We start from the raw sequence: 23193 nt of genomic DNA, 5'->3' as shown, positions 1-23193 counted from the left end.
GCCCTGTGGCGCCGGGGTGCTCCGGCGCTGTCGGTATGCGTTGCTATGCTTGTCCCCCTTTGTGGCCGCCGTGCCATTTGCCTTGCAGGGCCCTGTGATGACCTTTGACTCCCAAGCCGATCTGTGCGGTGCCGTCGCGCGCCTGTGTGTGTACCCCGTCAAGTCCTGCGCGGGCGTGGAGGTGCAGGAGGCCGTGCTGACCGAGGCGGGTCTGGAATTCGATCGGACCTGGATGCTCGTCGATGACCAGCATCGCTTTCTGACCCAGCGCAGCCTGCCGCGCATGGCGCTGGTGCGCCCGCACATCGACCGCGCGCGCGGCCTGCTGGTGCTGCAGGCCCCTGGCCAGGACGATCTGGCCGTGCCGCTGGCGCCTGTGCAGGGCGCGCCAACCCTGGTGGTGGAGGTCTGGCAAGACCAGGTGAACGCGTGGGACATGGGTGACACGGCGGCGTACTGGTTCAGCACCTTCTTGGGCCAGCCCTGCCGCATGGTGCGCTTTGACCCGGCGCAGCGCCGCCTGTCCAGCCTGCGCTGGACGCAGGGTCGTGCAGTGCCCAACCAGTTCAGCGACGGCTTTCCGGTGCTGCTCACCAGCGTGGCGTCGCTGGACGATCTCAATGCCCGGCTCCAGGCGGCAGGCCATGCCGCAGTGGGTATGGAGCGCTTCCGGCCCAACGTGGTGATCGACGGCGTGCAGTCCCACGACGAGGACCGGATCGAGCTGTTGCGCATCGAGGCAGAGCCAGGCCCCATCCACCTGCAGCCGGTCAAGCCCTGCGCGCGTTGCCCCATTCCCAACATCGACCCCGCCACGGCGCACAGCGATCCGGCCGTGGGTGACACCTTGCGCAGCTACCGCCAGGACCGGCGCCTGGACGGTGCGGTGACCTTTGGCATGAACGCCATCGTGCTGAAGGGGGTGGGCCAAGTGCTGCGCGTGGGGCAACGTATCGCGGCCGACCTGTCTTTCGATTGAGCAGCAGCGGGCACGGGGCGTGGGCCGTAAAATGGCCGGTTTTCCCCGATAGACACCAGAAAGCCCTGCCATGAGCCTGAAATGCGGCATCGTGGGCCTGCCCAATGTGGGCAAGTCCACCCTCTTCAACGCGCTGACCAAGGCTGGCATTGCCGCCGAGAACTACCCGTTCTGCACCATCGAGCCCAACACGGGTGTGGTGGAAGTGCCCGACCCGCGCCTGCAACAGCTGGCCGACATCATCCAGCCCGAACGCATCGTGCCCGCCATCGTCGAGTTTGTGGACATTGCGGGCCTGGTGGCCGGTGCCAGCAAGGGTGAGGGCCTGGGCAACCAGTTCCTGGCGCATATCCGCGAGACCGACGCCATCGTCAACGTGGTGCGCTGCTTCGAAGACCCGAACGTGATCCACGTGGCCGGCCGGGTGGACCCGATTGCAGACATCGAGGTCATCCAGACCGAGCTGTGCCTGGCCGACCTGGGCACCGTGGAAAAAAGCCTGCAGCGCTACACCAAGGCGGCCAAGAGCGGCAACGACAAGGAAGCCGCCAAGCTGGTGCAGGTGCTCACGCGCGTGCAGGCTGCGCTGGATCAGGGCACGCCCGTGCGTGCGCTCGAATTCACCGACGAGGAAAGCGCGTTGCTCAAGCCGCTGTGCCTGATCACCGCCAAGCGCGCCATGTTTGTCGGCAACGTGGCGGAGGACGGGTTCAGCAACAATCCGCTGCTCGACCGCCTGAAGGAATACGCAGACAAGCAGAACGCGCCCGTGGTCGCCATCTGCGCCAAGATCGAAGCCGAGCTGGCCGAAATGGACGACGCCGACCGGCTGGAATTCCTCAAGGAGCTGGGCCAGGACGAGCCCGGCCTCAACCGCCTGATCCGTGCGGGATTCAAGTTGCTGGGCCTGCAGACCTACTTCACCGCAGGTGTCAAGGAAGTGCGCGCCTGGACCATCCACATCGGCGATACCGCGCCCAAGGCGGCCGGGGTGATCCACGGTGACTTCGAGCGTGGCTTCATCCGCGCCCAGACCATCGCGTTCGAGGATTTCATCCAGTACAAGGGTGAGCAGGGTGCCAAGGATGCCGGCAAGATGCGCGCCGAAGGCAAGGACTATGTCGTCAAGGATGGCGACGTGATGAACTTCCTGTTCAACGTGTGACCAACGTGGCCGCCATGGCGCCGCCTGGGGGCGGCGCGTGAATCCAGGCCTTGGCTACGCGGCCCTGGCCTACCTGTCCTGGGGGCTGTTCCCACTGTATTTCCACCAGGTAGCCAGCGTGCCCGCGCTGGAGGTGGTGCTGCATCGCACGCTGTGGTCGCTGGTGTTGGTACTGGGGGTGCTGGCGCTGCGGCGCCAGTGGGCCTGGATGCGCGATGTGCTGCGCCAGCCCAAGGTCTTGGGCGCGTTTGCGCTGTCGGCACTGTTGTTGGCGGCCAACTGGCTGACTTACGTGTGGGCCGTGCACCACGGGCATGTGGTGGATGCGAGTTTGGGCTATTTCATCCTGCCCCTGGTCAACGTGGGGCTGGGTTTCGTGTTCTTGCACGAGCGCCCGCGTTCTGGGCAATGGGTGGCGGTGGCTGTGGCCGCCTGCGGGGTGCTGTGGCTCACGCTCCAGGCCGGGCGGGTGCCCTGGATCGCGCTGATCCTGGCAGTGACCTTTGGCTTTTACGGGCTGCTGCGCAAGGTGGCTGCACTTGGTGCGCTCGAGGGCCTGGCGCTGGAGACCATGGTGCTGGCGCCGGTCACTCTGGCTGTGCTGGGCTGGTGGGCTCTGCAGGGGCAGGGCGCACTGGTGCAGGGCGATGCGGGCACCTTGGGTTGGCTCATGCTGGCAGGCCCGGTGACGGCCATTCCCCTGCTGTGGTTTGCCGCGGGCGCGCGCCGCATACCACTGGCGACCATGGGCATCCTGCAATACATCTCGCCCAGCATGCAGTTGCTGCTGGGGGTGTGGTGGTTCGGCGAGCCGTTCGATACTGGGCGCATGCTGGGCTTTGGGCTGATCTGGACGGCATTGTTGCTCTACAGCCTCGAAGGCTGGAGCCACATGCGCCGCGCGGCAAGGCCGTGACATGACACGGGGTGTGGACCGTCGCGCTACTGGTAAACACCGAGGCATCGTTCGGTGAGTAAACGTAACATGCCCGGTCCCTTCCCCACTTGGGGTGGTGGCTTCATGGTTTCCCGGGGCCTCTGTCTGCCGGGTTTGTGACCATTGGAGTTGTTTTTGCCGGGCACCGGCGTGATACTGTTCCGCAGTCGATGGAAGGGCCGCCGCCAACGTGGTGACCTTGGTCGGCGGGCTTGTTTTGTTCATTCGCTCCCGGGTACCACCGCCCTTTGATCCATGTTCGCCGCTCGCAGCAAACCGCAGTTTTCGACCACGGACGTCTTTCCACTGACCGACGCGATCATGGATTTCGACGACTCCGCTGCGGAGGTGGTGCGCCTCTCGCGGCGCGAGGTCGATGTGCGCCGCCTGCCCGGTCAGCGCACCCTGTTTCAGAAATGGCTCATCGCCATCAGCCTGGTCAGCCTGTACCTCATGGTGGTGGTGGTGTTCCATGCCCTGGGCATGGTGCAGACGCAGACGGTCATGGTGCTGGGCGCCATGATTGGCGGCGGGCTGCTGCTGTTTTTGGCCGTGTTCAAGTCGGGACTGAACCGCAAGTTTTCTGAAAAGCGCCTCAAATTTCCCATCGTGGCCTGTGCCCTTGGCGGCCTGCTCGTGGTGTTTTATCTCGACCCCGTCACCCAGATTGCGCTGGCGCCGTTTGCCTTTGTGGCGCTGGCCTATGGCATGTACCGCATCCAGCGCGTGCAATCCTATCTGCTGGGTTTCCTGTTTGTGGTCGGATATGCCACGGTGGTGGCCTTGCACTACTGGGAGCAACAGAACGAGGCCTTGCTGCGCCTGGAGCTGATGCACCTGCTGGCGCTGGGGGCGGCCATTCCGGCTTTCCTGTTCTTGATTGCCAAGGTGCAGTTGCTGCACCACATCCTGCACCGCGCCAGCCGCAAGATCAAGAACATCCAGGAAGATGCGCAGCGCGATACTTTGCTGGGCTGCTTCAACCGGCGCTACATCGTGGCGGCCCTGGAAGAGCAGCGCCAGGTGGCCGACGAGACAGGCATTCCTTTGTGCCTGGCCGTCATCGATTTGGACCATTTCAAGCGCATCAACGACGAACTGGGCCACCTGGGGGGTGACGAGGTGTTGCGCCACTTCGCCCGTGTCGCCCAGGAGAACGTGCGTGCCGGGGACATTTTTGGTCGCTACGGGGGGGAGGAGTTTTTGCTGATCTTTCCCGCCACCTCGCTGCTGCCCGCGCTCAACACCTGCGAGCGCATCCGCGCCCAGGTCGAGGCGCACGCCTGGAAAGGGCTGCTGCGCGGCAAGGTGACGGTGTCGATAGGCGTGACCCAGTATGTGCCGGGTGAATCGGTGCTGGAGTTCTTCTCGCGCGCCGACACGGCCACCTACCTGGCCAAGGAAGGCGGGCGCAACCAGGTGGTGGTGGAGGAGCCCACCCGCAAGGGCGATCCGTCCGTCACGGTCGAACCCATCCCTGACGAAGAAGACGACCTGGAACCCGAGGCCACACTTCCCTCCCCGCTGGAGCCGGAGCGGCGCTTTGCTTCCAGCAGAGGCTGATATCCCCGTCCCGCAGGCCGAACAGCGCCTGCGCGCCTTGCAGCGCCAGCCTGCCGTGTTCGACCCCGACGTGGCGGAGGTGGAATGGATCGAAACCCACATCTCCTGGTTGCTGCTGGCGGGAGACCGCGTTTACAAGTTCAAAAAGCCCCTGAAGCTCGATTTCCTTGACTTCAGCACCCGCGCCTTGCGCCGCGCTGCGTGCGAGGAGGAACTGCGCATCAACCGCCGCACCGCGCCATCCCTCTACCTGGGGCTGGTGGGGCTGTCGGGCACGGCCGCACAGGGCCTGCGGCTGCAGCCGTTGGGGCAAGCCCCCCAGGACGCCGAGCCAGCCGTTTGCATGCGCCGCTTTGCGCAGGACGACCTGCTGTTGCAGCGTCTGCAGGACGGGCAATTGGGCGGGGCAGACATGGATGCCTTGGCATGCGAAATCGCCCGCTTCCATGCCTCGGCCGCAGTGGCCGGTACCGCGCAGGGCTGGGGCACGCCCCTTGCGGTACAGGCTCCAGTGCGCGACTGTTTGGCGGCCTTGCAAGCCCAGGCCGATAGCGGTTGGGCGGCGCTGGTGCCAGCATTGCAGTCACTGGCCCCCTGGTGCCAGCAGCAGGGCGAGGCCCTGGCGCCCGTGTTCGAGGCCCGGCGCCTGGCGGGGCGGGTGCGCGAATGCCACGGCGACCTGCACCTGGGCAATCTGGTGCTGCTGGAAGGGCAGCCACAGGCCTTCGATGCCATCGAGTTCAATCCCGCACTGCGCTGGATCGATGTGGTGGCCGACATTGCGTTTTTGGTCATGGACCTGCAGGCGCGCGACCGGGCCGATGGGGCCTGGCGTTTTCTGGATGGCTGGCTGGCGCAGGAGGGCGACTTTGCCGGGATGGCCGTGCTGCGTTACTACACCGTGTACCGCGCCCTGGTGCGTGCGCGGGTGGCGGGCATGCGCGCTACCCAGGCCTTGCCTGCGTCGGCCCAAGCCATGGCACGCGCCGAATGCGCGCAGTACCTGGCGCTCGCCCGCCAGTGCATGCAGCCCCGCAGCGCCGAGCTGTGGCTCACCCATGGCCTGTCGGGCTCGGGCAAGAGCACTCAGGCCCTCGGCCTGGTGCAGGCGCGCGGTGTGGTGCGCCTGCGCGCCGATGTGGAGCGCAAGCGCCTGTTCGGTCTGACGCCCGGAGCGGACAGCACGGCCATCGATGGCGGCATCTATACCCCGCAGGCGACCGAGCGCACCTACGAACACCTGCGCCAGCAAGCGCGCCTGGTGCTGCAGTCGGGCTACACGGTGTTGGTGGATGCGAGCTTTCTGGACCCGGCCATGCGCGCGCCGTTTCTGGCCTTGGCGCAAGAGCTGGGCGTGGTCTGCCGCATCCTGGCGTTCGAGGCGCCGCTGGCGGTGCTGCGCGAGCGCGTGCGCGCACGCCAGCAGGCCGGTGGCGATCCGTCCGAGGCCGATGAAGCGGTGCTGCTGGCGCAATGGGCTGCGCGCCAGCCGTTTGCTGCCGCTGAGCAGGGCCATGTGCTGCGGGTGGACACCACGCGGGCGGTCGATTGGGACCACCTGCTGCCCGCCGCTCACACCAAGTAGAGCAGCGCCGAGGTCATGACCAGGTAGCGCAGGAACTTGCCCACGGCCATGTAGGCCATGCAAGGCCAGAACGGCAGCTTGAGCCAGCCTGCCACGGCGCACAGCGGATCGCCCACCACAGGCAACCAGCTCAGCAGGCAGGCCTTGGCACCAAACTTTTGCAGCCAGGCCAGGGCACGGGCTTCGCGGTGGTAGCCACGGGCGCGGTCCACGACCTTGTGTGCGCCCAGACCTACCCACCAGCTGATGCCGCCGCCCAGCGTGTTGCCCACCGTGGCCACCAGGATAGCGGGCCAGAACAGTTCGGGGTTCAGCTTGATGAGCCCGAAGACCGCGGGTTCCGAGCCTACGGGCAACAGCGTGGCCGACACCAAAGCCACCACGAACACGGTGCTCAGACCGAACTGCGGCAGGGCCAGCCACTGCATCAAGGCATGCATCCAGGGTTCCATGGAGGGCGAGTGTAGGGGCTGTGGCGATGCGGCTTGCAGCGCAGGAGCAAAGCCCCTGCGAAACAGGCGTGGCGGATTTCGGTTGCTGAAATTTTCAGCAGCTACAATCCTGCCTCCTTTTTCAGCACCCACAGCTTTCCCCACCATGCGCATCGGCCCCCACCTCCTGGCGAATCGTTTGTTCGTCGCGCCGATGGCCGGGGTCACGGACCGCCCGTTCCGGCGGCTGTGCAAGCAGTGGGGGGCGGGCTACGCGGTCAGCGAAATGGTGACCTCGCGCCCGGACCTGTGGAACAGTCTCAAGACCTCGCGCCGTGCGGACCACACCGGCGAGCCCGGCCCCATTGCCGTGCAGATCGCGGGCACCGAGCCAGGCATGATGGCCGATGCGGCGCGCTACAACGTGGACCGTGGTGCGCAGATCATTGACATCAATATGGGCTGCCCGGCCAAGAAGGTGTGCAACAAATGGGCCGGTTCCGCGCTGATGCAGGATGAGGCCCTGGCCGTGGCCATTGCCCAGGCCGTGGTGCAGGCCTGCGCGCCGCTCAATGTGCCCGTCACGCTCAAGATGCGCACCGGCTGGAGCGCGCAGCACCGCAATGCGGTGGCGCTGGCACGCCGGTTCGAGGACGTGGGCGTGCAGATGCTCACCGTGCATGGGCGCACCCGCGAGCAGGGCTACCAGGGCCAGGCCGAATACGACACCATCGCCGCCGTGAAGGCGCAGGTCGCCATTCCCGTGGTGGCCAATGGCGACATCACCAGCCCGCAAAAGGCGCGCGAGGTGCTGGCCTGCACCGGGGCCGACGCCATCATGGTGGGCCGAGCAGCCCAGGGTCGGCCCTGGATCTTTCGCGAGATCGGCCACTTCCTGGCCACGGGCGAGACACTGGCGCCACCCCTGGTGGCCGAGGTGCGGCGCCTGCTGCTGGACCACCTGCAGGACCACTACCAGCTCTATGGCGAAGACAGCGGTGTGCGCAGTGCGCGCAAGCACATTGGCTGGTACGTGCGGGGTCTGCCGGGGGGCGACGATTTTCGACAACACATCAACACCATCACCGACAGCCGTGTGCAATGGGAGGCGGTGGCAGGTTTCTTCGACGCCCTGGGCGAGCGCATGGACCGCCTGCCTGCCCCCGACCACGGTGTGCACGGTGAACCACAAGAACAAGAGGGATTGGCTGCATGAGCAAGAAACACATCGAGGAATGCGTGCGCGAGAGCCTGCAGGGCTACTTTCGCGACCTGGGCGGCGAGACGCCCGACGGCATGTACGACATGCTGGTGCGCGTGGTCGAGAAGCCGTTGCTGGAGGTGGTGATGAGCCACGCCGACCACAACCAGTCGCGCGCGGCGGAATGGCTGGGCCTGAACCGCAACACGCTGCGCAAGAAGCTGGTCGAGCACAAGCTGCTGTGAGCCTTTTGCTATATAAATAATAGCTATTAGCGCTTGTTGGACGGGCGTTAGAGCACGATTTCACTTCAAAACCACCACCATGAACGCACTACTTTCCGTCTCCGACAAGACCGGCATCGTTGAATTCGCCAAGGAATTGCACGCGCTGGGCATCAAGCTGCTCTCCACCGGCGGCACCGCCAAGCTGCTGGCCGACAAAGGCCTGCCCGTGACCGAGGTGGCCGAGGTCACGCAGTTCCCCGAGATGCTTGACGGCCGGGTCAAGACCCTGCACCCCAAGGTGCACGGCGGCCTGCTCGCGCGCCGCGAGCTGCCCGAGCACATGGCGGCGCTCAAGGAGCACGGCATCGACACCATCGACCTGCTGGTGGTCAACCTCTACCCCTTTGAAGCCACCGTGGCCAAGGCCGGTTGCACGCTGGCCGACGCGATCGAGAACATCGACATCGGCGGCCCCGCCATGGTGCGCAGCGCCGCCAAGAACTGGAAGGACGTGGGTGTCATCACCTCGGCCGACCAGTACGCAGCCGTGTTGGCCGAGTTGAAGGCGGGCGGCAAGCTGTCCGACAAGCTGCGCTTCGCGCTGTCGGTGGCCGCGTTCAACCGCATCGCGCAGTACGACGGCGCGATCAGCGACTACCTTTCGTCCGTCACGTTCGAGGCAGAGAAGCTGTCTGAGTCCTACGTGCCCCAGCGTGCGCTGTTCCCCGGCCAGAGCAACGGCATTTTCACCAAGGTGCAGGACCTGCGCTACGGCGAGAACAGCCACCAGCAGGCCGCGCTGTACCGCGACCTGTACCCGGCCCCCGGCTCGCTGGTCACCGGCGTGCAACTGCAGGGCAAGGAGCTCTCCTACAACAACATCGCCGACGCCGACGCTGCCTGGGAATGCGTCAAGAGCTTTGACGCGCCCGCCTGCGTGATCGTCAAGCACGCCAACCCCTGCGGCGTGGCCGTGGGCAAGGACGCGCTGGAGACCTACAGCAAGGCCTTCCAGACCGACCCGACCAGCGCCTTCGGCGGCATCATTGCCTTCAACCGCACGGTGGACAAGGCAGCGGCCGAGGCCGTGGTCAAGCAGTTCGTCGAGGTGCTGATGGCGCCCGATTTCACGCCCGAGGCGCTGGAGGTTTTCAAGCCCAAGGTCAATGTGCGCCTGATGAAGATCGCCTTGCCCCAGGGCGGCGCGTCCGCCTGGGACCAGGGCCGCAACGCCATGGACGCCAAGCGTGTGGGCTCAGGCCTGCTGCTGCAGACGGCGGACAACCACGAGCTGGCGCTGGCCGACCTGAAGGTGGTGACCGTCAAGCAGCCCACCCCCGAGGAGCTGCAGGACCTGCTGTTCGCCTGGAAGGTGGCCAAGTACGTCAAGTCCAACGCCATCGTGTTCTGCAAGAACGGCATGACCATGGGCGTGGGCGCCGGCCAGATGAGCCGTCTCGATTCAGCGCGCATTGCCAGCATCAAGGCCGAGGCGGCCCAACTGAGCCTGCAGGGCACGGTGGTAGCCAGCGACGCCTTCTTCCCGTTCCGTGATGGGTTGGACGTGGTGGTCGATGCAGGCGCGACCTGCGTGGCCCAGCCCGGCGGCAGCATGCGTGACCAGGAAGTGATTGACGCCGCCAACGAGCGCGGCGTGGCCATGGTGTTCACGGGCGTGCGCCACTTCCGGCATTGAGAGGGGTGCACCCCCCTGAGTCGCCTTCGGCGCCTTCCCCCCTCTCTGCTTCGCTGCGCTCGCGGCAGGGGGACGCCCCCAGCGCGGCGGGGCGGCCCTTGCGCGGGGGGGCGCTGGTCTGGGCTGCGCCCTGGTCTAAGGGTTGGGCGGCGCCGCCTTGATCTGAGCGATCAACGCGTCCTTGGATTGCCAGACGCCATCAAGCCAGCTTTGCAGCTGGGCGCGCTGGCGGGCGCCGTTCTTGAACAGGTCGGGTGGGATGGGTTGCTGGCGCACGACCACCACCACATTCCCAAGACGCCCTGACATGGCGTCCACAAAGCTGGGGGTGCCATTGGGGTACACCAGGGTCACGTCCACCAGGCCGGTGAACAGCTCGCCGATGGTGCTCAGCGCCATGCCCAGGCCGCCGCTCTTGGGCTGCAGCAGGTGCTGGTAGGGCGATTGCTGGTCTGCGTGCTTGGCGGTCGTGAAGCGCGTGCCCTCGGCAAAGCTCATCACCGAGGTCGGCAGCAGGCGGAACTTCTCGCAGGCCTCGCGGGCGGCTTTGAGATCCTTGCGCGCGTTGGCGCCGCCGCCCCGGCGCATGAACGGGAAGTCCAGCGCCCACCATGCCAGGCCCAGCACGGGCACATAGATCAGCTCGTACTTGAGGAAGAATTTGAGCATGGGGATGCGCCGGTTGAGCACGCGCTGCAACACCAGGATGTCCACCCAGCTCAGGTGGTTGCTGGTCACCAGGTACCAACCGTCGGGCCGCAGGCCTTCCAGGCCCCTGACCTGCCACTGTGAACGGTTCACTGCCATCAGCCAGAAGTTGTTGACGCTGATCCACAACTGCGGGATGAAGTTGAGCACCCGGTCGGTGGCGCGCCGCACCGGGGCAAAAGGCAGCAGCAGTTTGATGAGTGCAAAGGGCGTCATCGAGGCGCAGAACAGCAGGGTGTTCAGCACCAGGATGACGGCGGAAAAGACAAACTTCAGGGCCGACATCAAGGGCTTTGCTGGAGGGCAGTGAGGCAGTGTGTAGCGAGGGCGCTTCAGCGCATGGTCTGGAAGACGGCGCGGGCGGCATCCACCGTGGCCGCGATGTCGTCGGCGGTGTGGGCCGCGCTCACGAAGCCAGCCTCATAGAGCGCCGGGGCGATGTACACGCCGCGGTCGAGCAGGCCATGGAACAGCTGGTTGAAGCGCGCGCTGTCGGTGCGCATGACCTGTGGGTAGTTCTGTGGCAGTTCAGGCATCAGGAAGAATCCGAACATGCCGCCCTGGCAGTCCACGCTGAAAGGCACGCCCTCGGCGTCGGCAGCGGCCTTGAGGCCATCGACCAGCGAGCGCGTGGAGGCCGAGAGGGCCTCGTAGAAGCCTGGCTTGCGGATCTCGCGCAGCGTCGCCAGGCCGCAGGCCGTGGCCACGGGGTTGCCCGACAGTGTGCCCGCTTGGTACACGCCGCCCAGCGGCGCCAAGTGTTCCATGATGGCGCGTTTGCCGCCGAAGGCCGCCAGCGGCATGCCGCCGCCGATGACCTTGCCCATCACCGTGAGGTCGGGTTCGAAGCCGGGGATGGCTTGGGCATAGACGCTCTGCGCGCCGCCCAGCGCCACGCGGAAGCCCGTCATGACTTCGTCGTACACCAGCAGCGCGCCGTATTGCGTGCACAGCTCGCGGCAGCGGCGCGTGAACTCGACGCTGGCGCGCACGAAGTTCATGTTGCCGGCGATGGGCTCGATCATCAGGCAGGCGATGTCCTTGCCGTGCAGGGCGAAGGCTTCTTCGAGCTGCTGCACATTGTTGTATTCGAGCACCAGCGTGTGCTGCACGACCTCGGGCGGCACGCCCGCGCTGGTGGCGTTGCCGAAGGTGGCCAGGCCCGAGCCGGCCTTGACCAGCAGCGCGTCGGCATGGCCGTGGTAGCAGCCCTCGAACTTGATGATCTTGCTGCGGCCCGTGGCGCCGCGCGCCAGGCGGATGGCGCTCATGCCGGCCTCGGTGCCCGAGCTGACCAGGCGCACCATCTCCATGGAAGGCATGATGGAGAGGATTTCTTCGGCCAGTTCGACCTCGCGCTCGGTCGGCGCGCCGAAGGAAAAGCCTTCGAGCACGGCCTTCTGCACGGCTTCGAGCACGGCCGGGTGGCCGTGGCCCAGGATCATCGGGCCCCAGGAGCCGATGTAGTCGATGAAGCGCTGGTCGTTCGCGTCCCAGAAATAGGCGCCTTGGGCGCGCTTGACGAAGCGCGGCGTGCCGCCGACGGCGCGGAAGGCGCGCACGGGAGAGTTGACGCCGCCGGGGATTACGGCCTTGGCGCGTTCGAACAGGGGAATATTGAGGTCAGTGCTTGGTGTCATGGGAGGGAAAGCCATAGCCTTCTAGGCTGGGCTGGTCGTCTTTGTCGTCGTCGGAGGAGGGATTGTCGGCTTCTTCGGGTTCGGCCCAGAACATGCGATCCGGAATCACATGCCCCATGCCAGGGCGAAAGCCCGCGTCCAGGCAGCGGTCCAGGTAGTCCAGCGCCTCGGTGCAGGCCGTGGCCAGATCGCTGCCGCAGGCCAGCAAGGCGGCCAGCGCGGTCGTCAGGGTATCGCCGGCGCCGGTGAAGGTGGCGTCGAACAGCTCGAACCTGGCGTGGCACAACACGGTTTCGGGGCTGGCAAGCACGTTTTCGATTTGCTGGTCCGGCAGAGGGATGCCGGTGACCAGGGTGTAGGGCACGCCCATTTCGGCGGCAGCGGCGGCAAGGTCGCGCGCGGAGGGGCTGCGTTCGCTGCTCCAATCGGGTAGCAGCCAGCGCCACAGGGTACTGTGGTTTCCAACCAACACCGAGGTTTGCGGCAGCAGCAGCTCGCGGAACGCATCAAGGTACTGGTCGATTTGGTCTTCCTGCCACCAGGACAGGTCGGGCATGTAGCTGATCAGGGGCAGCTCGGAATAGTCGTTGGACAACTCCGCAATGGCACTGATGTTCTCGGCGCTGCCGACAAAACCCACCTTGATCACCTGCACCGGAAGGTCTTCCAGTACGGTGCGGGCCTGTTCTGTCACGGCTTCGTCATCGAGACAGAAATGCTCGTAGATCCGCGCCGTATCGCGGGCATAGGCTCCAGTGGAAATGGCCACCGGGTGGCCTCCCACGGAGGCGATGGTGGCGATGTCTGCAGTCAACCCGCCCGCGCCACTGGGGTCGCAGGCATTGAACACCATCACGCAGGCGGGATGGGTCGGCACGTCATCGCTGCGATCGTCATCGGTGGAGGGGGGAGTCGGCTGGAAGGACATGGCCCAGTGCGTTGTGAGGGGGTTGCAAACGATAAAACCAGCGCAAACCCGCGCAGTTGGCTAGATACAATCATTGCATTCTATGTGAAGGCCCCTTAAGCTGTGACCGGCATATGGGGTGGACCCGCGAAGGCCGCAAGGAGCGGTTTCCAGGGTTAACCCGGGTTCGACACGAAGCAATGAGGGGCAAGGGTTTGGGATACTTGCTGCCATGGGCAGGAGGGATCGCAAAGCACAGGTATCGAGCATGTCCGCACTGACGGATGGCGTGTGCGACGCTCTTGCCAGCGTTGTTTGTTTTTCCCATCGGGAGCAGTAACAATTGACTACAACTGGCGCACCTTTCAAAGTGCTTGTGGTGGATGACAGCAACACCATCCGGCGTAGCGCGGAGATCTTTCTCAAGCAGGGCGGGCATGAGGTCGTACTGGCGGACGATGGGTTTGATGCTCTGGCAAAAATCAACGACTACCATCCCCAGCTGATCTTTTGCGACATCCTGATGCCCAAGCTTGACGGCTACCAGACTGTGGCCATCATCAAGCGCAATGCCCGTTTTGCGAACACCCCGGTGGTCATGCTGTCCTCCAAGGATGGTGTGTTTGACAAGGCGCGGGGGCGCATGGTGGGCTGCCAGGATTACCTGACCAAACCGTTTACCAAAGACCAGTTGCTGCAGGCAGTGCAGCAGTATGGCAACCTCGATCAAGGAGCGATGTAATGCCTATCCAGAAAGTGCTTGTCGTGGACGATTCCAAGACCGAGCTGATGTTCCTCACCGATCTGCTGCAGAAAAAAGGCATGCAGGTACGCACGGCAGAAAACGCAGATGAAGCTTTCCGCCGCCTGGCGGAGGAAAAGCCCGACCTGATCCTCATGGACGTGGTGATGCCCGGCCAGAACGGATTCCAGCTGACGCGCGCCATCAGCCGCGATCCCCAGTATGCCGATGTGCCCATCATCATGTGCACCAGCAAGAACCAGGAAACCGACCGTGTCTGGGGCATGCGTCAGGGTGCGCGCGGCTATATCACCAAGCCGGTGGATCCTGCCGAACTGCAGGCCAAGATCGACGCGCTGAACTGAAGAAGTCTGCAGTCCTGATATGGCCAATCGCGAAGCACTACGAGAACTTCAGATCCGACTCGCCAGCCGCCTACAGGCGGCGCGTACCGAGGGCTTGTCTGTTTCTTCCTGGCTGGCCGTGGAGGCTGCCGGTAGCAAATACCTTTTGCCCCTGGGGCATGCGGGAGAGATTTTTCCTTGGACCGTGGTGCAACCCGTGCCCTATACCCAGAAATGGTTCATGGGTGTGGCCAACCTGCGCGGTGGTCTCACCGGTGTGGTCGATCTGGCGGGCCTGATGGGGCAATCGCCTGTGCGCACCGAGCAGGCGCTCTCCGAGGCCAACCTGCTGGCGTTCAACCCCATGCTGGAGGTCAATGCTGCACTGTTGGTGGATCGTCTGGCAGGCCTTCGCGGAACCGACGCATTCGTGGCCTCGGAGCCACCAGCCGAAGATGCACCCTCTTTTTTTGGTTCGACCTATATCGACGCCGAAGGTCATCGCTGGCAGGAGCTGAATTTGCAGGCCCTGTCGCAAAACAACGCTTTTCTGAGCATCAGTGCTTGAGTTCTTCTGTAAGGCTGCCCCATGTCTGTTGTCAACAAAATTGGAAATCTGTTCAACCGCAAGCCGGACGCGCCGCAGACGGATGCTGGTCCCGCTTCGGATCAAGACTTGCTCGCGTCCGAAGAGCTCAGGCCCTATCAGGCCGACGCACTCAACAGTGTGCAGGGCGATCCGGACGCTCCGGTCAGTGAACTGCCGTCGGCCGACTCCGACGCCGAACTCATTGCGCTGCCTGTTCTGGGGCAGGCCACCGCAGCGGCGCACCAGCGTCGCTTGCTGATGCTGCTGGCTTTGGGTGTGGTGGTTCTGGCAGTCATTGCGGGCTGGGTGCTGCAGCAGGCAGATCGCACCGCACAGCAGCTCGCGGCCACGGGCCAGTCCTTGATGCAGTCCCAGCGATTGGCCAAATCGGTGTCGCAGGCACTGGTGGGAAGCCCGCAGGCGTTCCCTGACGTGGTGGAGAGCTCCGGCGTGCTGGCGCGCAACGTGCGCGCCCTCAACGGTGGGGATGCCGAGCTGGGGGTTGAATCCCTCGGCGAGCCCTACAAGCCAGAACTGGATGCCATCACGCCGCTGATGGAACGTGCCGAGCGCAATGCTGCCGTGGTCATGGGTCAGCAAAAAATCCTGACGCAGGTGGGTGACGCTCTGCGAACCATCAACCGCCAGTCGTCCGACCTGCTGGAAATCGCCGAAACCATTTCGTCGCTCAAGCTGCAGCAGAACGCTCCTGCGGCCGAGATCTCTGCGGCAGGGCAGTTGGTGATGTTGACGCAGCGTATCGGCAAGTCGGCGAACGAGTTCCAGACTTCTGAAGGCGTGAGTCCCGAGGCGGTGTTCCTGTTGGGTAAGGACTTGAACTCGTTCAAGGAGATCGCTCAGGGTCTGCTGGATGGCAGTCCCGAGTTGCGCTTGGCCGCCACCAAGGATGCCCAGACGCGCGAGCAGCTGGAAGCACTGATCAAGCTGTACGAAGACACACGCAACCAAGCCGGTGCCATTCTGGGCAACCTGCAGGGTCTGGTGTCTGCGCGTGAGGCGCAGACGGCGATCATCGGTGACAGTGAGCCCCTGCGTCGCCAGATGGAAACCCTGCAGAACAAGCTGTCTGCCCAGACGGGCGTGGGTGTGGGCCAGTTGGGTGCGCTGGTGCTTGCAGGTTTGTTCGTGCTGTTGTGCGGTGTGGGAATCTCGCGGGTGCAGCTGCTGGACAGCCGCCACCGCCAGCAGATGGCCGAAATGCAACAGCGTGATGCACGTCGCCAGGAGCAGGAAGCCAAACGTATCAACGACGCCAACCAGGCCGCCATTTTGCGTTTGATGAACGAACTGCAGCAGGTTGCCGAAGGGGACCTGACCCAGGAAGCCACCGTGACCGAAGACATCACGGGTGCCATTGCCGACTCGGTGAACTACACGGTGGAAGAACTGCGCCAGCTGGTGGGCAGCGTGCAGAAGACTGCCACCCGGGTGGCGCAGACGACGGCCATGGTGGACAACACCTCCACGGAACTGCTCGCAGCGTCCACCGAGCAGCTGCGAGAAATTCGTGAAACCGGTCAGTCCGTTCTGGACATGGCAGGTCGCATCAACGATGTGTCCGTGCAAGCCGAAGAGTCTGCCCAGGTGGCGCGCCAATCGCTGCAGGCTGCGGATTCGGGTCTGCAGGCTGTGCAGAACGCCATCGGTGGTATGAACTCCATCCGCGACCAGATCCAGGAAACCTCCAAACGTATCAAGCGGCTGGGCGAATCCTCGCAGGAGATCGGTGAAATCACGGAACTGATTTCCGACATTACCGAGCAGACGAACGTGTTGGCCCTGAACGCCGCCATCCAGGCCGCGTCCGCCGGTGAAGCCGGCCGAGGCTTCTCGGTGGTGGCCGAGGAAGTGCAGCGACTGGCTGAACGTTCTGCAGACGCCACGCGTCAGATTTCTGCCCTGGTGAAAGCCATTCAGACCGACACGCAAGATGCCGTGGCCGCCATGGAGCGCTCCACGCAGGGTGTGGTTGAGGGGGCGCGACTGTCCGACAGTGCCGGTACGGCACTGACTGAAATCGACCGCGTGTCGCGTCGTCTGGCAGACCTGATCGAGCAGATTTCGTCCTCGACCTCCCGTGAAGCATCGCTCGCCAACGAAGTGGCTGACAACATCCAGCACATCTTCGCAGTGACCGAGCAAACCGGTGAAGGTACGCGGGCCACGGCGCAGCAGGTGCGAGAGCTCTCCACCATGGCCGAGGAACTGCGCCAGTCCGTGTCGCGATTCAAGATTGCCTGACGACAAACCAACTTCGGGCTCTGTGCAGCCGGGAAACAATCCATGTCATCTCTCGACGCCGTCAACGCTCCGCAGGCAGAAGGATCTCCGTCCGAGCAGGATCTGGGGCCCTTGGCTTGGGTGCTGGAAGAACTGCGCAAATCCCTGGATGGCGCTGTCAAAGCCCTGCGCCGGTTTGTCCACGAAGCCGAATTGGCCCGCGAATCGGACTTGGCGAGCCTGGACGTTTCCAGCTTGCGCATGGCCCGTCAGTTGCTCCACCAGTCGGGCGGTGCCCTGGAGATGGTGGGCATGGCTTCTCCGGCGCTTTTGTTGCGGGCCATGGAGTCTGCGGTGCAGCGTTTTGTGCAGCGCCCTGAGCTCTGCACCGACGACGCATCAGGCGCCATCGAGCGCGCCAGTTTCGCGCTGAGCGAATTTTTGGAGAGCGTGCTGGCGGGCAAGCCGGTATCGCCGGTGGCTCTGTTTCCTCAATATCGCGATGTCCAGGCCCTTACGGGTGTGGAGCGCGTTCACCCGGCCGATCTCTGGCCCGTGGAGCGTCGGTTTCGGGAGCCTGACATTGCCTTGCCTTCTGCATCCATCGCCTATGGGCCTGCGGCGCGTGCGCGCCTGGACCAAGCGGTGCTGCGCATTGTCAAGGATGGAAAAACCGAGGCCGCGCGTGATCTGCGCGAGCTGTCCCTGGGTATTGCAGCCGGTCAGACGGATCGGCAGGTACGCGCTTTCTGGAAGATCTGTGCAGGTTTCTTCGAGGGCTTCAGCCGCGGATTGATCGTCGCCGATGTGTATGCCAAGCGGGTTGCTTCCCGCATCCTGATCCAGTACGCCACCTTGGCGCGCGGGGATGCAGGTGTGGCAGACCGTCTGGTGCAGGACTTGCTGTTCTTCTGCGCGCAGGCCAAGCCGCCGGAAGGAATGGACCTCCCGTGTCTGGCTGCGGTGCGCAAGGCCTTTGGTCTGGATCGCTCCACTCCCGTCGATTACGAAGCCCGGCGATTTGGTCGGTTTGATCCGGCTGTTCTGGCGCAGGCCCGCAAGCGTATCTCGGCCGCTGCCGAGACCTGGTCGGCGTTTGCCGGTGGAGACCGCAACAAGCTCAAGCCATCGGCCGACCAGTTCTCGCTGGTATGCGATTCGCTGCGCAAGCTCCACCGCAGCAGCGAGCCTTTGGCACAGGCACTGACCCGTGCTGTGGAACAAACCGCGCGCAGTGGTGAGCCACCCGCGCCGGCGCTGGCCATGGAAGTGGCCACCTCAGTGCTCTACCTTCAGGCCGCCCTGGAGGAGACCGACACCCCTGAAGAGCAGCTGCTGGAGCGCTCCACCCACTTGGCCCAGCGGTTGGACGCAGTGTGTGGTGGGGCGGAGCCCGAGCCGCTTGAGCCTTGGATGGAGGACTTGTACCGTCGGGTCAGCGACAACCAGACCATGGGCAGCGTGGTGGACGAGTTGCGCGCCACACTGGGTGAGGCCGAGCGGTCGATGGATCAGTTCTTCCGCAATCCTGCCGATGCCTCTCCCCTGGCCAGCGTGCCCGGGCGGTTGGCGCAGATGCGCGGGGTGCTATCGGTGCTGGGCCTGGACCAGGCATCCATTGCGGTGCTGCGTATGCGCGAAACGGTCGAGCGCTTGATGGTCAACGAGCCCGCAGACGAAGCCGAGCGCAAGCAGACCTTCGAGAAACTGGGCAATAGCCTGGGCGCTCTGGGTTTTCTGATTGACATGCTGAGTTACCAGCGCGCCATGGCGCGCAAGCTCTTTGTCTATGACGAAGAGCTGGGAGAGCTTCGCTTGCTGATGGGCCGGGCGCGTCCGCGCGCCACCGATCAGGATGAAAGCCCCGATGAGTTGGCGCACAAGATCGAGGAGCGGGCAGCGGTGCCATTGCCCGACGTGGTGCCGCGGGCCAGTCTGTACGTGCCACCCGCGCTGCCCAGCAGCCCCGAGGTGGTCGCTGATTTGGCCGCATCGCCTGCGGCAGCGCTCATGGACGAGTTGCTGCCCTCTGCGCCGGAGGCGGAGGAGACATCTGTCTCTGCGCAGCTGCCTGCTGCAGAGGTGGCTACCGACGTTGCCGCCCCCTCCGAGGCGCCCGCCTTTGACGCGTTGGCCACCATACCTGTATCCGTGCCAGTGGCTGCTCCTGCATCGACCCTGGTCGATGAAGAAGACGACGAGCTGCTGGGTATCTTCCTGGAGGAAGCACGCGAAGTCGTGACCAATGGCCTGGCCGCTATCCAGACACTGCGTTCCGAGCCCGGAGACCTGAGCGAGCAGACCACCTTGCGCCGTGCATTCCACACGCTCAAGGGCAGCTCGCGCATGGTGGGCCTGAACGAGTTTGGCGAAGCCGCATGGTCGATGGAGCAATTGCTCAATGCATGGTTGGCGGAGCAAAAGCCCATGCAGCCCCCGATCATGGATCTTTCGGACAAAGCGCTTCAAGCCTTTGCACGTTGGGCCGACGACATCGCACAGGGTCTGGCGGGTGCATGGCAGGCATCGGCGTTTTCCGCTGCCGCTGACGCATTGCGACTGCGGGGGGAGCAGATCGAGTTGGTGCTTCCTGGGCAGGTGCAGAGCTCTCCGTTGGATGTCTCCATGGAAGCGACTCAGCCACTGGAGGTGGCGCAAGCGCCGGATGTTTCAGCGATGGAGGTCGCTCTCGAAGAAGACTCTGGGCCAACGCCCGATTTTTCGGACACCGCACCCCTGGAGTTTCCCGAGCTTGGGGAGGTGGCTCCCGCCGAGGAGCCTGCGCCTGTGGCTTTGGCAGAGGATATCGATTTCTCGGAATTTTCTGCAGCGCTGGGCGCACAGGCCGATGCAGCGCCCGAGGCGACTGCCTCCGGTCAAGCCATCGATCTCTTGCTCGATGTTCCGGAGTCGATGCCTGAGCCCATAGCGATTCCTGACCAGCCTGTGGCTGAAGATCTGCCCCCGCTGGAAGCGGCGCCTGCGTCCGTGGCACAGGAGCCCGAAGAGCCCGAGACCCTGCCGCCGGTGCTGGAGCAGGAATCCGAGGTGCACGAAGGCCCGATGTCCACCCCAGTAGAGGCGCAGGATGCCGTCGCGGAGGCGATGCCCTCTGCACCCATGCCCATGGACGAAACCGTCAAGGTCATCGGGGACCTGCGCATCAGCATTCCGCTCTACAACGTCTATCTCAACGAAGCCGACGAATGGTCCCGTCGCCTGGTCACCAGCCTGCAGGAATGGTCGATGGAGCTGCAAGAGCCTCTGCCGGATACGGCCGTGGCTCTGGCCCATTCACTGGCAGGCAGTTCGGCGACGGTGGGCTTCAGCGCACTGTCCGAGACGGCCCGTCTGTTGGAGCATGCGTTGGAGCATGTGCAGCTACAGGCGCGCGGCACTGCCGAAGACGCGCAAGCCTTCCTGGATGCGGCAGAAGATATCCGCCGTCTGTTGCACCAATTCGCTGCAGGCTTCCTCAAGGAGGCGCAAACCGAGGTACTCGACGCTCTGCGCCGCATTCTTGAAACCGAAGTGGTCAGCACCCAGTCGCCGCCGGTGGAAGATGCCGAGCAGGCCATGGAAGCCTGGCGCATCGAAAACGCCCAAGCCATGCTGGCGCAAGATGCCGCCATGGCCGAAGAGCCAGTGTCCGAAACCACAGCCCCCGCGCCGGAGGAAAGCACTCCCGCAGTGCCACCGCAGGTGGCCCATGCGCCCGTGGCACCGCCTTTGTCGGTGCTGGTACCTGCAGCACAGGCCCTTGCACCTGCACCGGAGCTTGCTGGTACGACACCGGACATCGACGACGACATCGACGCGGTGGACGTGATCGATCCCGATCTGTTCCCCATTTTCGAGGAAGAGGCGGCAGAACTGCTGCCGGTCTTGGGTGGTGCGTTGCGCCAATGGGCGGCACGACCAGACAACATGGGTGCACGTACCGAGGTCCTGCGTGCCTTGCACACGCTCAAGGGCAGCGCGCGACTGGCAGGAGCCATGCGCTTGGGCGAAATGGCCCACCGACTGGAATCCGCCATCGAGCAGATCGATGTGGAAACCGTGCAGTCGGCCGATGTGGAGCCGTTGCTCGGCAGCTTTGACGGTTTGCAGGCCAACTTTGGCGCGTTGCGGGCCATCAGTGCCCAGGCGCCGACCGAGGCCGTGGTGGTTTCCCCAGCCCGTGGCGACGAAGCGCCTGCAGCGCCCGAACCAGCAGTGTCTGTGGGCGAAACGGCTTCTGTTGCAACGGCCCCGGCAGCCCCTGCACCGGTTCGTCCGTTGCTGGCACGGCCGCAGGGACTGGACATCGCACCGGCGCGTCCCGCGGCTGCGCATTCGGTCCGGGTGCGCGCCCAGTTGCTGGACCGCTTGGTCAACCAGGCCGGCGAAGTGATGATCACCCGTTCGCGCATGGAGGCACGGTTGGCGCAGCTGCGTGGCTCCATGGCCGACCTGTCGGGCAACCTCGAACGCTTGCGCCAGCAGCTGCGCGATATCGAACTCCAGTCCGAATCGCAGATGCAGTCCCGCTTGGCACAGTCCAAGGACACTGCAGCGGGCTTCGACCCGCTCGAATTCGACCGTTTCACACGCGTGCAGGAACTGACCCGCATGATGGCTGAGTCGGTCAACGACGTGGCCACCATTCAGCGCAACTTGCTGCGCGCCATGGAAGGCACCGAAGACGACCTCATTGCACAAGGTCGCCAGGCACGCGAGTTGCAGCGCGATTTGTTGCGCACCCGCATGGTGGAGTTTGAAGGCATTTCCGAGCGCCTGTACGCCGTGGTGCGCCAGGCCGCCAAGGAGACGGGCAAGCAGATCAAGCTGGACATCACCGGTGGCTCCATCGAGATGGACCGGGGGGTGCTGGACCGCATGACCCCGGCGTTCGAGCACCTGCTGCGCAACTGCGTGGCGCACGGCATTGAAATGCCCGACCAGCGCGCGGCCAAAGGCAAGGCCGCTTCGGGAACCATCACCATCGATCTGCAGCACGAAGGCAACGACGTGTCGGTCGCATTCCGCGACGATGGTGCTGGCCTCAACCTCCCGGCCATCCGTGCCAAGGCGGTGGCCCAGGGGCTGGTAGCAGCCGACGCCACCCTCAGTGATGCCGAAGCGGCCAACATGATCTTCACACCGGGTTTCTCCACGGCATCCGAAGTGTCCACCCTGGCTGGGCGCGGTATTGGCATGGATGTGGTGCGGTCCGAGGTGAACGCCCTGGGTGGACGCATCGAGACCCAGACCGAAGCGGACAAGGGCACTTCCTTCCGCATGGTGCTGCCCCTGACCACGGCCGTGACGCAGGTGGTGATGCTGCGCGCAGGCGATCTGGCCATCGGTATCCCTGCCAACCTGGTAGAAATCGTTCGCCGTGTGCCCTCGGTCGAGCTCGAATCGGCCTATCGCAGCGGCGTGTTCGAGATGGCTGGTGAAAGCCTGCCCTTCTTCTGGTGCGGGGCGCTCTTGCAGGCGTCGCAGTACAGCATCGAGCCCGCGGTGGGCAAGACCCGTCCCGTGGTCATCCTGCGCAGCGCGGCACAGCGCATCGCCATGCATGTGGATGAAGTGCTGGGCAACCGTGAAGTGGTGGTCAAGAACCTGGGGCCGCAACTCTCGCGTCTGCCGGGTTTGGCGGGCATGTCGGTGCTGGCGTCCGGTGCCGTGGTGCTCATCTACAACCCGGTGGCGCTGGCCACCGTGTACGGCGATCAGATCCGTGCGACGGCCAGCAGCCTGCCTCTGGGGGCCGTGTCGGTCACGGTCATGTCCGATGCAGGAACCGCGGCTCCCATGCCGGCCACTTCCGCTGCAGGGCAGGTACCGCTGGTGCTGGTGGTGGACGACTCCATCACCGTGCGCCGCGTCACGCAGCGCCTGCTGCAGCGCGAAGGCTACCGTGTGGTGCTGGCTGCCGATGGCTTGCAGGCCCTGGAGAAACTCCAGGAAGAGCGGCCCACGGTGGTGCTCTCGGACATCGAAATGCCGCGCATGGATGGCTTCGATCTGGCCCGCAACATCCGCGCAGATGCCAATCTGCACGACCTGCCCATCATCATGATCACCTCGCGCATTGCCCAAAAGCACCGCGAGCACGCCATGGAGCTGGGTGTGAACCACTACCTGGGCAAGCCCTACTCGGACGACGAGTTGCTGAGCCTGATCCAGCACTACGCCCAACAGGCGCAGGCGGCTGCTCCAGCCTGAGGCGCATCAGCGGGTGCAGGCGACA

Annotated in this window: 17 protein-coding genes; 13 read left to right on the top strand and 4 right to left on the bottom strand. The window is 64.7% G+C overall.

Features of this window, described 5'->3' with window-relative positions; all coding sequences use genetic code 11:
- The first annotated feature begins 97 nt into the window (after positions 1–97).
- The 5 genes from GWK50_RS14960 to GWK50_RS14940 all read left to right on the top strand — a co-directional run bounded on the left by GWK50_RS14960 (position 98) and on the right by GWK50_RS14940 (position 6229).
- Positions 98–979 (top strand): MOSC N-terminal beta barrel domain-containing protein, encoded by an 882-nt coding sequence (locus GWK50_RS14960; protein WP_162017165.1) that lies wholly within the window; start codon positions 98–100, stop codon positions 977–979.
- Positions 980–1049: 70 nt separating this feature from the next.
- Positions 1050–2144, top strand: a complete 1095-nt coding sequence (gene ychF / locus GWK50_RS14955; RefSeq protein ID WP_162017164.1) for a redox-regulated ATPase YchF — start codon at positions 1050–1052, stop codon at positions 2142–2144.
- A 37-nt stretch (positions 2145–2181) separates the two neighbouring features.
- Positions 2182–3060 carry an EamA family transporter RarD gene (gene rarD, locus GWK50_RS14950; RefSeq protein WP_162017163.1) on the top strand — a complete coding sequence of 293 codons (879 nt, stop codon included), beginning with the start codon at positions 2182–2184 and terminating at the stop codon, positions 3058–3060.
- Positions 3061–3336: 276 nt separating this feature from the next.
- Positions 3337–4644: a GGDEF domain-containing protein gene (locus GWK50_RS14945; RefSeq protein WP_162017162.1), complete on the top strand. Its 1308-nt coding sequence runs from the start codon at positions 3337–3339 to the stop codon at positions 4642–4644.
- Entirely contained in the window at positions 4625–6229 is a 1605-nt protein-coding gene (locus GWK50_RS14940) for a bifunctional aminoglycoside phosphotransferase/ATP-binding protein (protein ID WP_162017161.1), read from the top strand. Before GWK50_RS14945 ends, GWK50_RS14940 begins: the two co-directional genes overlap by 20 nt.
- Here GWK50_RS14940 and GWK50_RS14935 read toward each other — a convergent pair.
- Positions 6217–6681: a YqaA family protein gene (locus GWK50_RS14935; RefSeq protein WP_162017160.1), complete on the bottom strand. Its 465-nt coding sequence runs from the start codon at positions 6679–6681 to the stop codon at positions 6217–6219. The genes GWK50_RS14940 and GWK50_RS14935 overlap by 13 nt on opposite strands.
- Before the next feature lie 145 nt (positions 6682–6826).
- On the opposite strand from GWK50_RS14935, the gene dusB reads away from it, so the two are divergent.
- The 3 genes from dusB to purH all read left to right on the top strand — a co-directional run bounded on the left by dusB (position 6827) and on the right by purH (position 9784).
- A complete protein-coding gene (gene dusB, locus GWK50_RS14930; protein WP_162017159.1) occupies positions 6827–7876 on the top strand; it encodes a tRNA dihydrouridine synthase DusB in 1050 nt (349 codons plus the stop codon).
- Positions 7873–8106, top strand: coding sequence for a Fis family transcriptional regulator (locus tag GWK50_RS14925; RefSeq protein WP_162017158.1), 234 nt, complete (start codon positions 7873–7875; stop codon positions 8104–8106). Before dusB ends, GWK50_RS14925 begins: the two co-directional genes overlap by 4 nt.
- A 79-nt stretch (positions 8107–8185) precedes the next feature.
- Entirely contained in the window at positions 8186–9784 is a 1599-nt protein-coding gene (gene purH / locus GWK50_RS14920; protein ID WP_162017157.1) for a bifunctional phosphoribosylaminoimidazolecarboxamide formyltransferase/IMP cyclohydrolase, read from the top strand.
- 135 nt (positions 9785–9919) lie between these two features.
- Here purH and GWK50_RS14915 read toward each other — a convergent pair whose 3' ends face one another.
- From GWK50_RS14915 to GWK50_RS14905, 3 genes are read right to left on the bottom strand one after another with little or no spacing between them, the layout of a single operon-like run.
- Positions 9920–10777 (bottom strand): acyltransferase, encoded by an 858-nt coding sequence (locus tag GWK50_RS14915; RefSeq protein WP_162017156.1) that lies wholly within the window; start codon positions 10775–10777, stop codon positions 9920–9922.
- Positions 10778–10824: 47 nt separating this feature from the next.
- Positions 10825–12132 (bottom strand): glutamate-1-semialdehyde 2,1-aminomutase, encoded by a 1308-nt coding sequence (gene hemL / locus GWK50_RS14910; protein ID WP_162017155.1) that lies wholly within the window; start codon positions 12130–12132, stop codon positions 10825–10827.
- Entirely contained in the window at positions 12116–13060 is a 945-nt protein-coding gene (locus GWK50_RS14905; RefSeq protein WP_162017154.1) for a bifunctional hydroxymethylpyrimidine kinase/phosphomethylpyrimidine kinase, read from the bottom strand. Before GWK50_RS14905 ends, hemL begins: the two co-directional genes overlap by 17 nt.
- Positions 13061–13382: 322 nt before the next feature.
- Between GWK50_RS14905 and GWK50_RS14900 the strand changes: the two genes are divergently transcribed.
- Genes GWK50_RS14900 through GWK50_RS14880 form a run of 5 tightly spaced genes read left to right on the top strand, consistent with a single transcriptional unit; the run spans position 13383 to position 23168 of the window.
- Positions 13383–13781, top strand: coding sequence for a response regulator (locus GWK50_RS14900; RefSeq protein ID WP_162017153.1), 399 nt, complete (start codon positions 13383–13385; stop codon positions 13779–13781).
- A complete protein-coding gene (locus GWK50_RS14895; RefSeq protein ID WP_011794058.1) occupies positions 13781–14146 on the top strand; it encodes a response regulator in 366 nt (121 codons plus the stop codon). The genes GWK50_RS14900 and GWK50_RS14895 overlap by 1 nt, the downstream gene beginning before the upstream one ends.
- 19 nt (positions 14147–14165) lie before the next feature.
- On the top strand, positions 14166–14693 hold the full coding sequence (locus GWK50_RS14890; RefSeq protein ID WP_162017152.1) for a chemotaxis protein CheW: 528 nt from the start codon (positions 14166–14168) through the stop codon (positions 14691–14693).
- Between the two features lie 21 nt (positions 14694–14714).
- Entirely contained in the window at positions 14715–16976 is a 2262-nt protein-coding gene (locus GWK50_RS14885) for a methyl-accepting chemotaxis protein (protein WP_162017151.1), read from the top strand.
- 42 nt (positions 16977–17018) lie between these two features.
- A complete protein-coding gene (locus GWK50_RS14880) occupies positions 17019–23168 on the top strand; it encodes an Hpt domain-containing protein (RefSeq protein ID WP_162017150.1) in 6150 nt (2049 codons plus the stop codon).
- Positions 23169–23193: the final 25 nt, after the last annotated feature.

Source organism: Acidovorax sp. 210-6, assembly GCF_010020825.1.
GTDB lineage: Bacteria > Pseudomonadota > Gammaproteobacteria > Burkholderiales > Burkholderiaceae_C > Simplicispira > Simplicispira sedimenti.
Note: the sequence above shows the minus strand (reverse complement) of the source record. Positions and strands in the feature narration are given on the sequence as shown.

Excerpts from the sequence above, each read along its gene's own strand:
- GWK50_RS14960 (WP_162017165.1), top strand. The coding sequence starts at position 98 with ATGACCTTTGACTCCCAAGCCGATCTGTGCGGTGCCGTCGCGCGCCTG.
- ychF (WP_162017164.1), top strand. The coding sequence starts at position 1,050 with ATGAGCCTGAAATGCGGCATCGTGGGCCTGCCCAATGTGGGCAAGTCC.
- GWK50_RS14945 (WP_162017162.1), top strand. The coding sequence starts at position 3,337 with ATGTTCGCCGCTCGCAGCAAACCGCAGTTTTCGACCACGGACGTCTTT.
- GWK50_RS14935 (WP_162017160.1), bottom strand. The coding sequence starts at position 6,681 with ATGGAACCCTGGATGCATGCCTTGATGCAGTGGCTGGCCCTGCCGCAG.
- dusB (WP_162017159.1), top strand. The coding sequence starts at position 6,827 with ATGCGCATCGGCCCCCACCTCCTGGCGAATCGTTTGTTCGTCGCGCCG.
- GWK50_RS14925 (WP_162017158.1), top strand. The coding sequence starts at position 7,873 with ATGAGCAAGAAACACATCGAGGAATGCGTGCGCGAGAGCCTGCAGGGC.
- purH (WP_162017157.1), top strand. The coding sequence starts at position 8,186 with ATGAACGCACTACTTTCCGTCTCCGACAAGACCGGCATCGTTGAATTC.
- GWK50_RS14915 (WP_162017156.1), bottom strand. The coding sequence starts at position 10,777 with ATGTCGGCCCTGAAGTTTGTCTTTTCCGCCGTCATCCTGGTGCTGAAC.
- hemL (WP_162017155.1), bottom strand. The coding sequence starts at position 12,132 with ATGACACCAAGCACTGACCTCAATATTCCCCTGTTCGAACGCGCCAAG.
- GWK50_RS14905 (WP_162017154.1), bottom strand. The coding sequence starts at position 13,060 with ATGTCCTTCCAGCCGACTCCCCCCTCCACCGATGACGATCGCAGCGAT.
- GWK50_RS14895 (WP_011794058.1), top strand. The coding sequence starts at position 13,781 with ATGCCTATCCAGAAAGTGCTTGTCGTGGACGATTCCAAGACCGAGCTG.
- GWK50_RS14890 (WP_162017152.1), top strand. The coding sequence starts at position 14,166 with ATGGCCAATCGCGAAGCACTACGAGAACTTCAGATCCGACTCGCCAGC.
- GWK50_RS14885 (WP_162017151.1), top strand. The coding sequence starts at position 14,715 with ATGTCTGTTGTCAACAAAATTGGAAATCTGTTCAACCGCAAGCCGGAC.
- GWK50_RS14880 (WP_162017150.1), top strand. The coding sequence starts at position 17,019 with ATGTCATCTCTCGACGCCGTCAACGCTCCGCAGGCAGAAGGATCTCCG.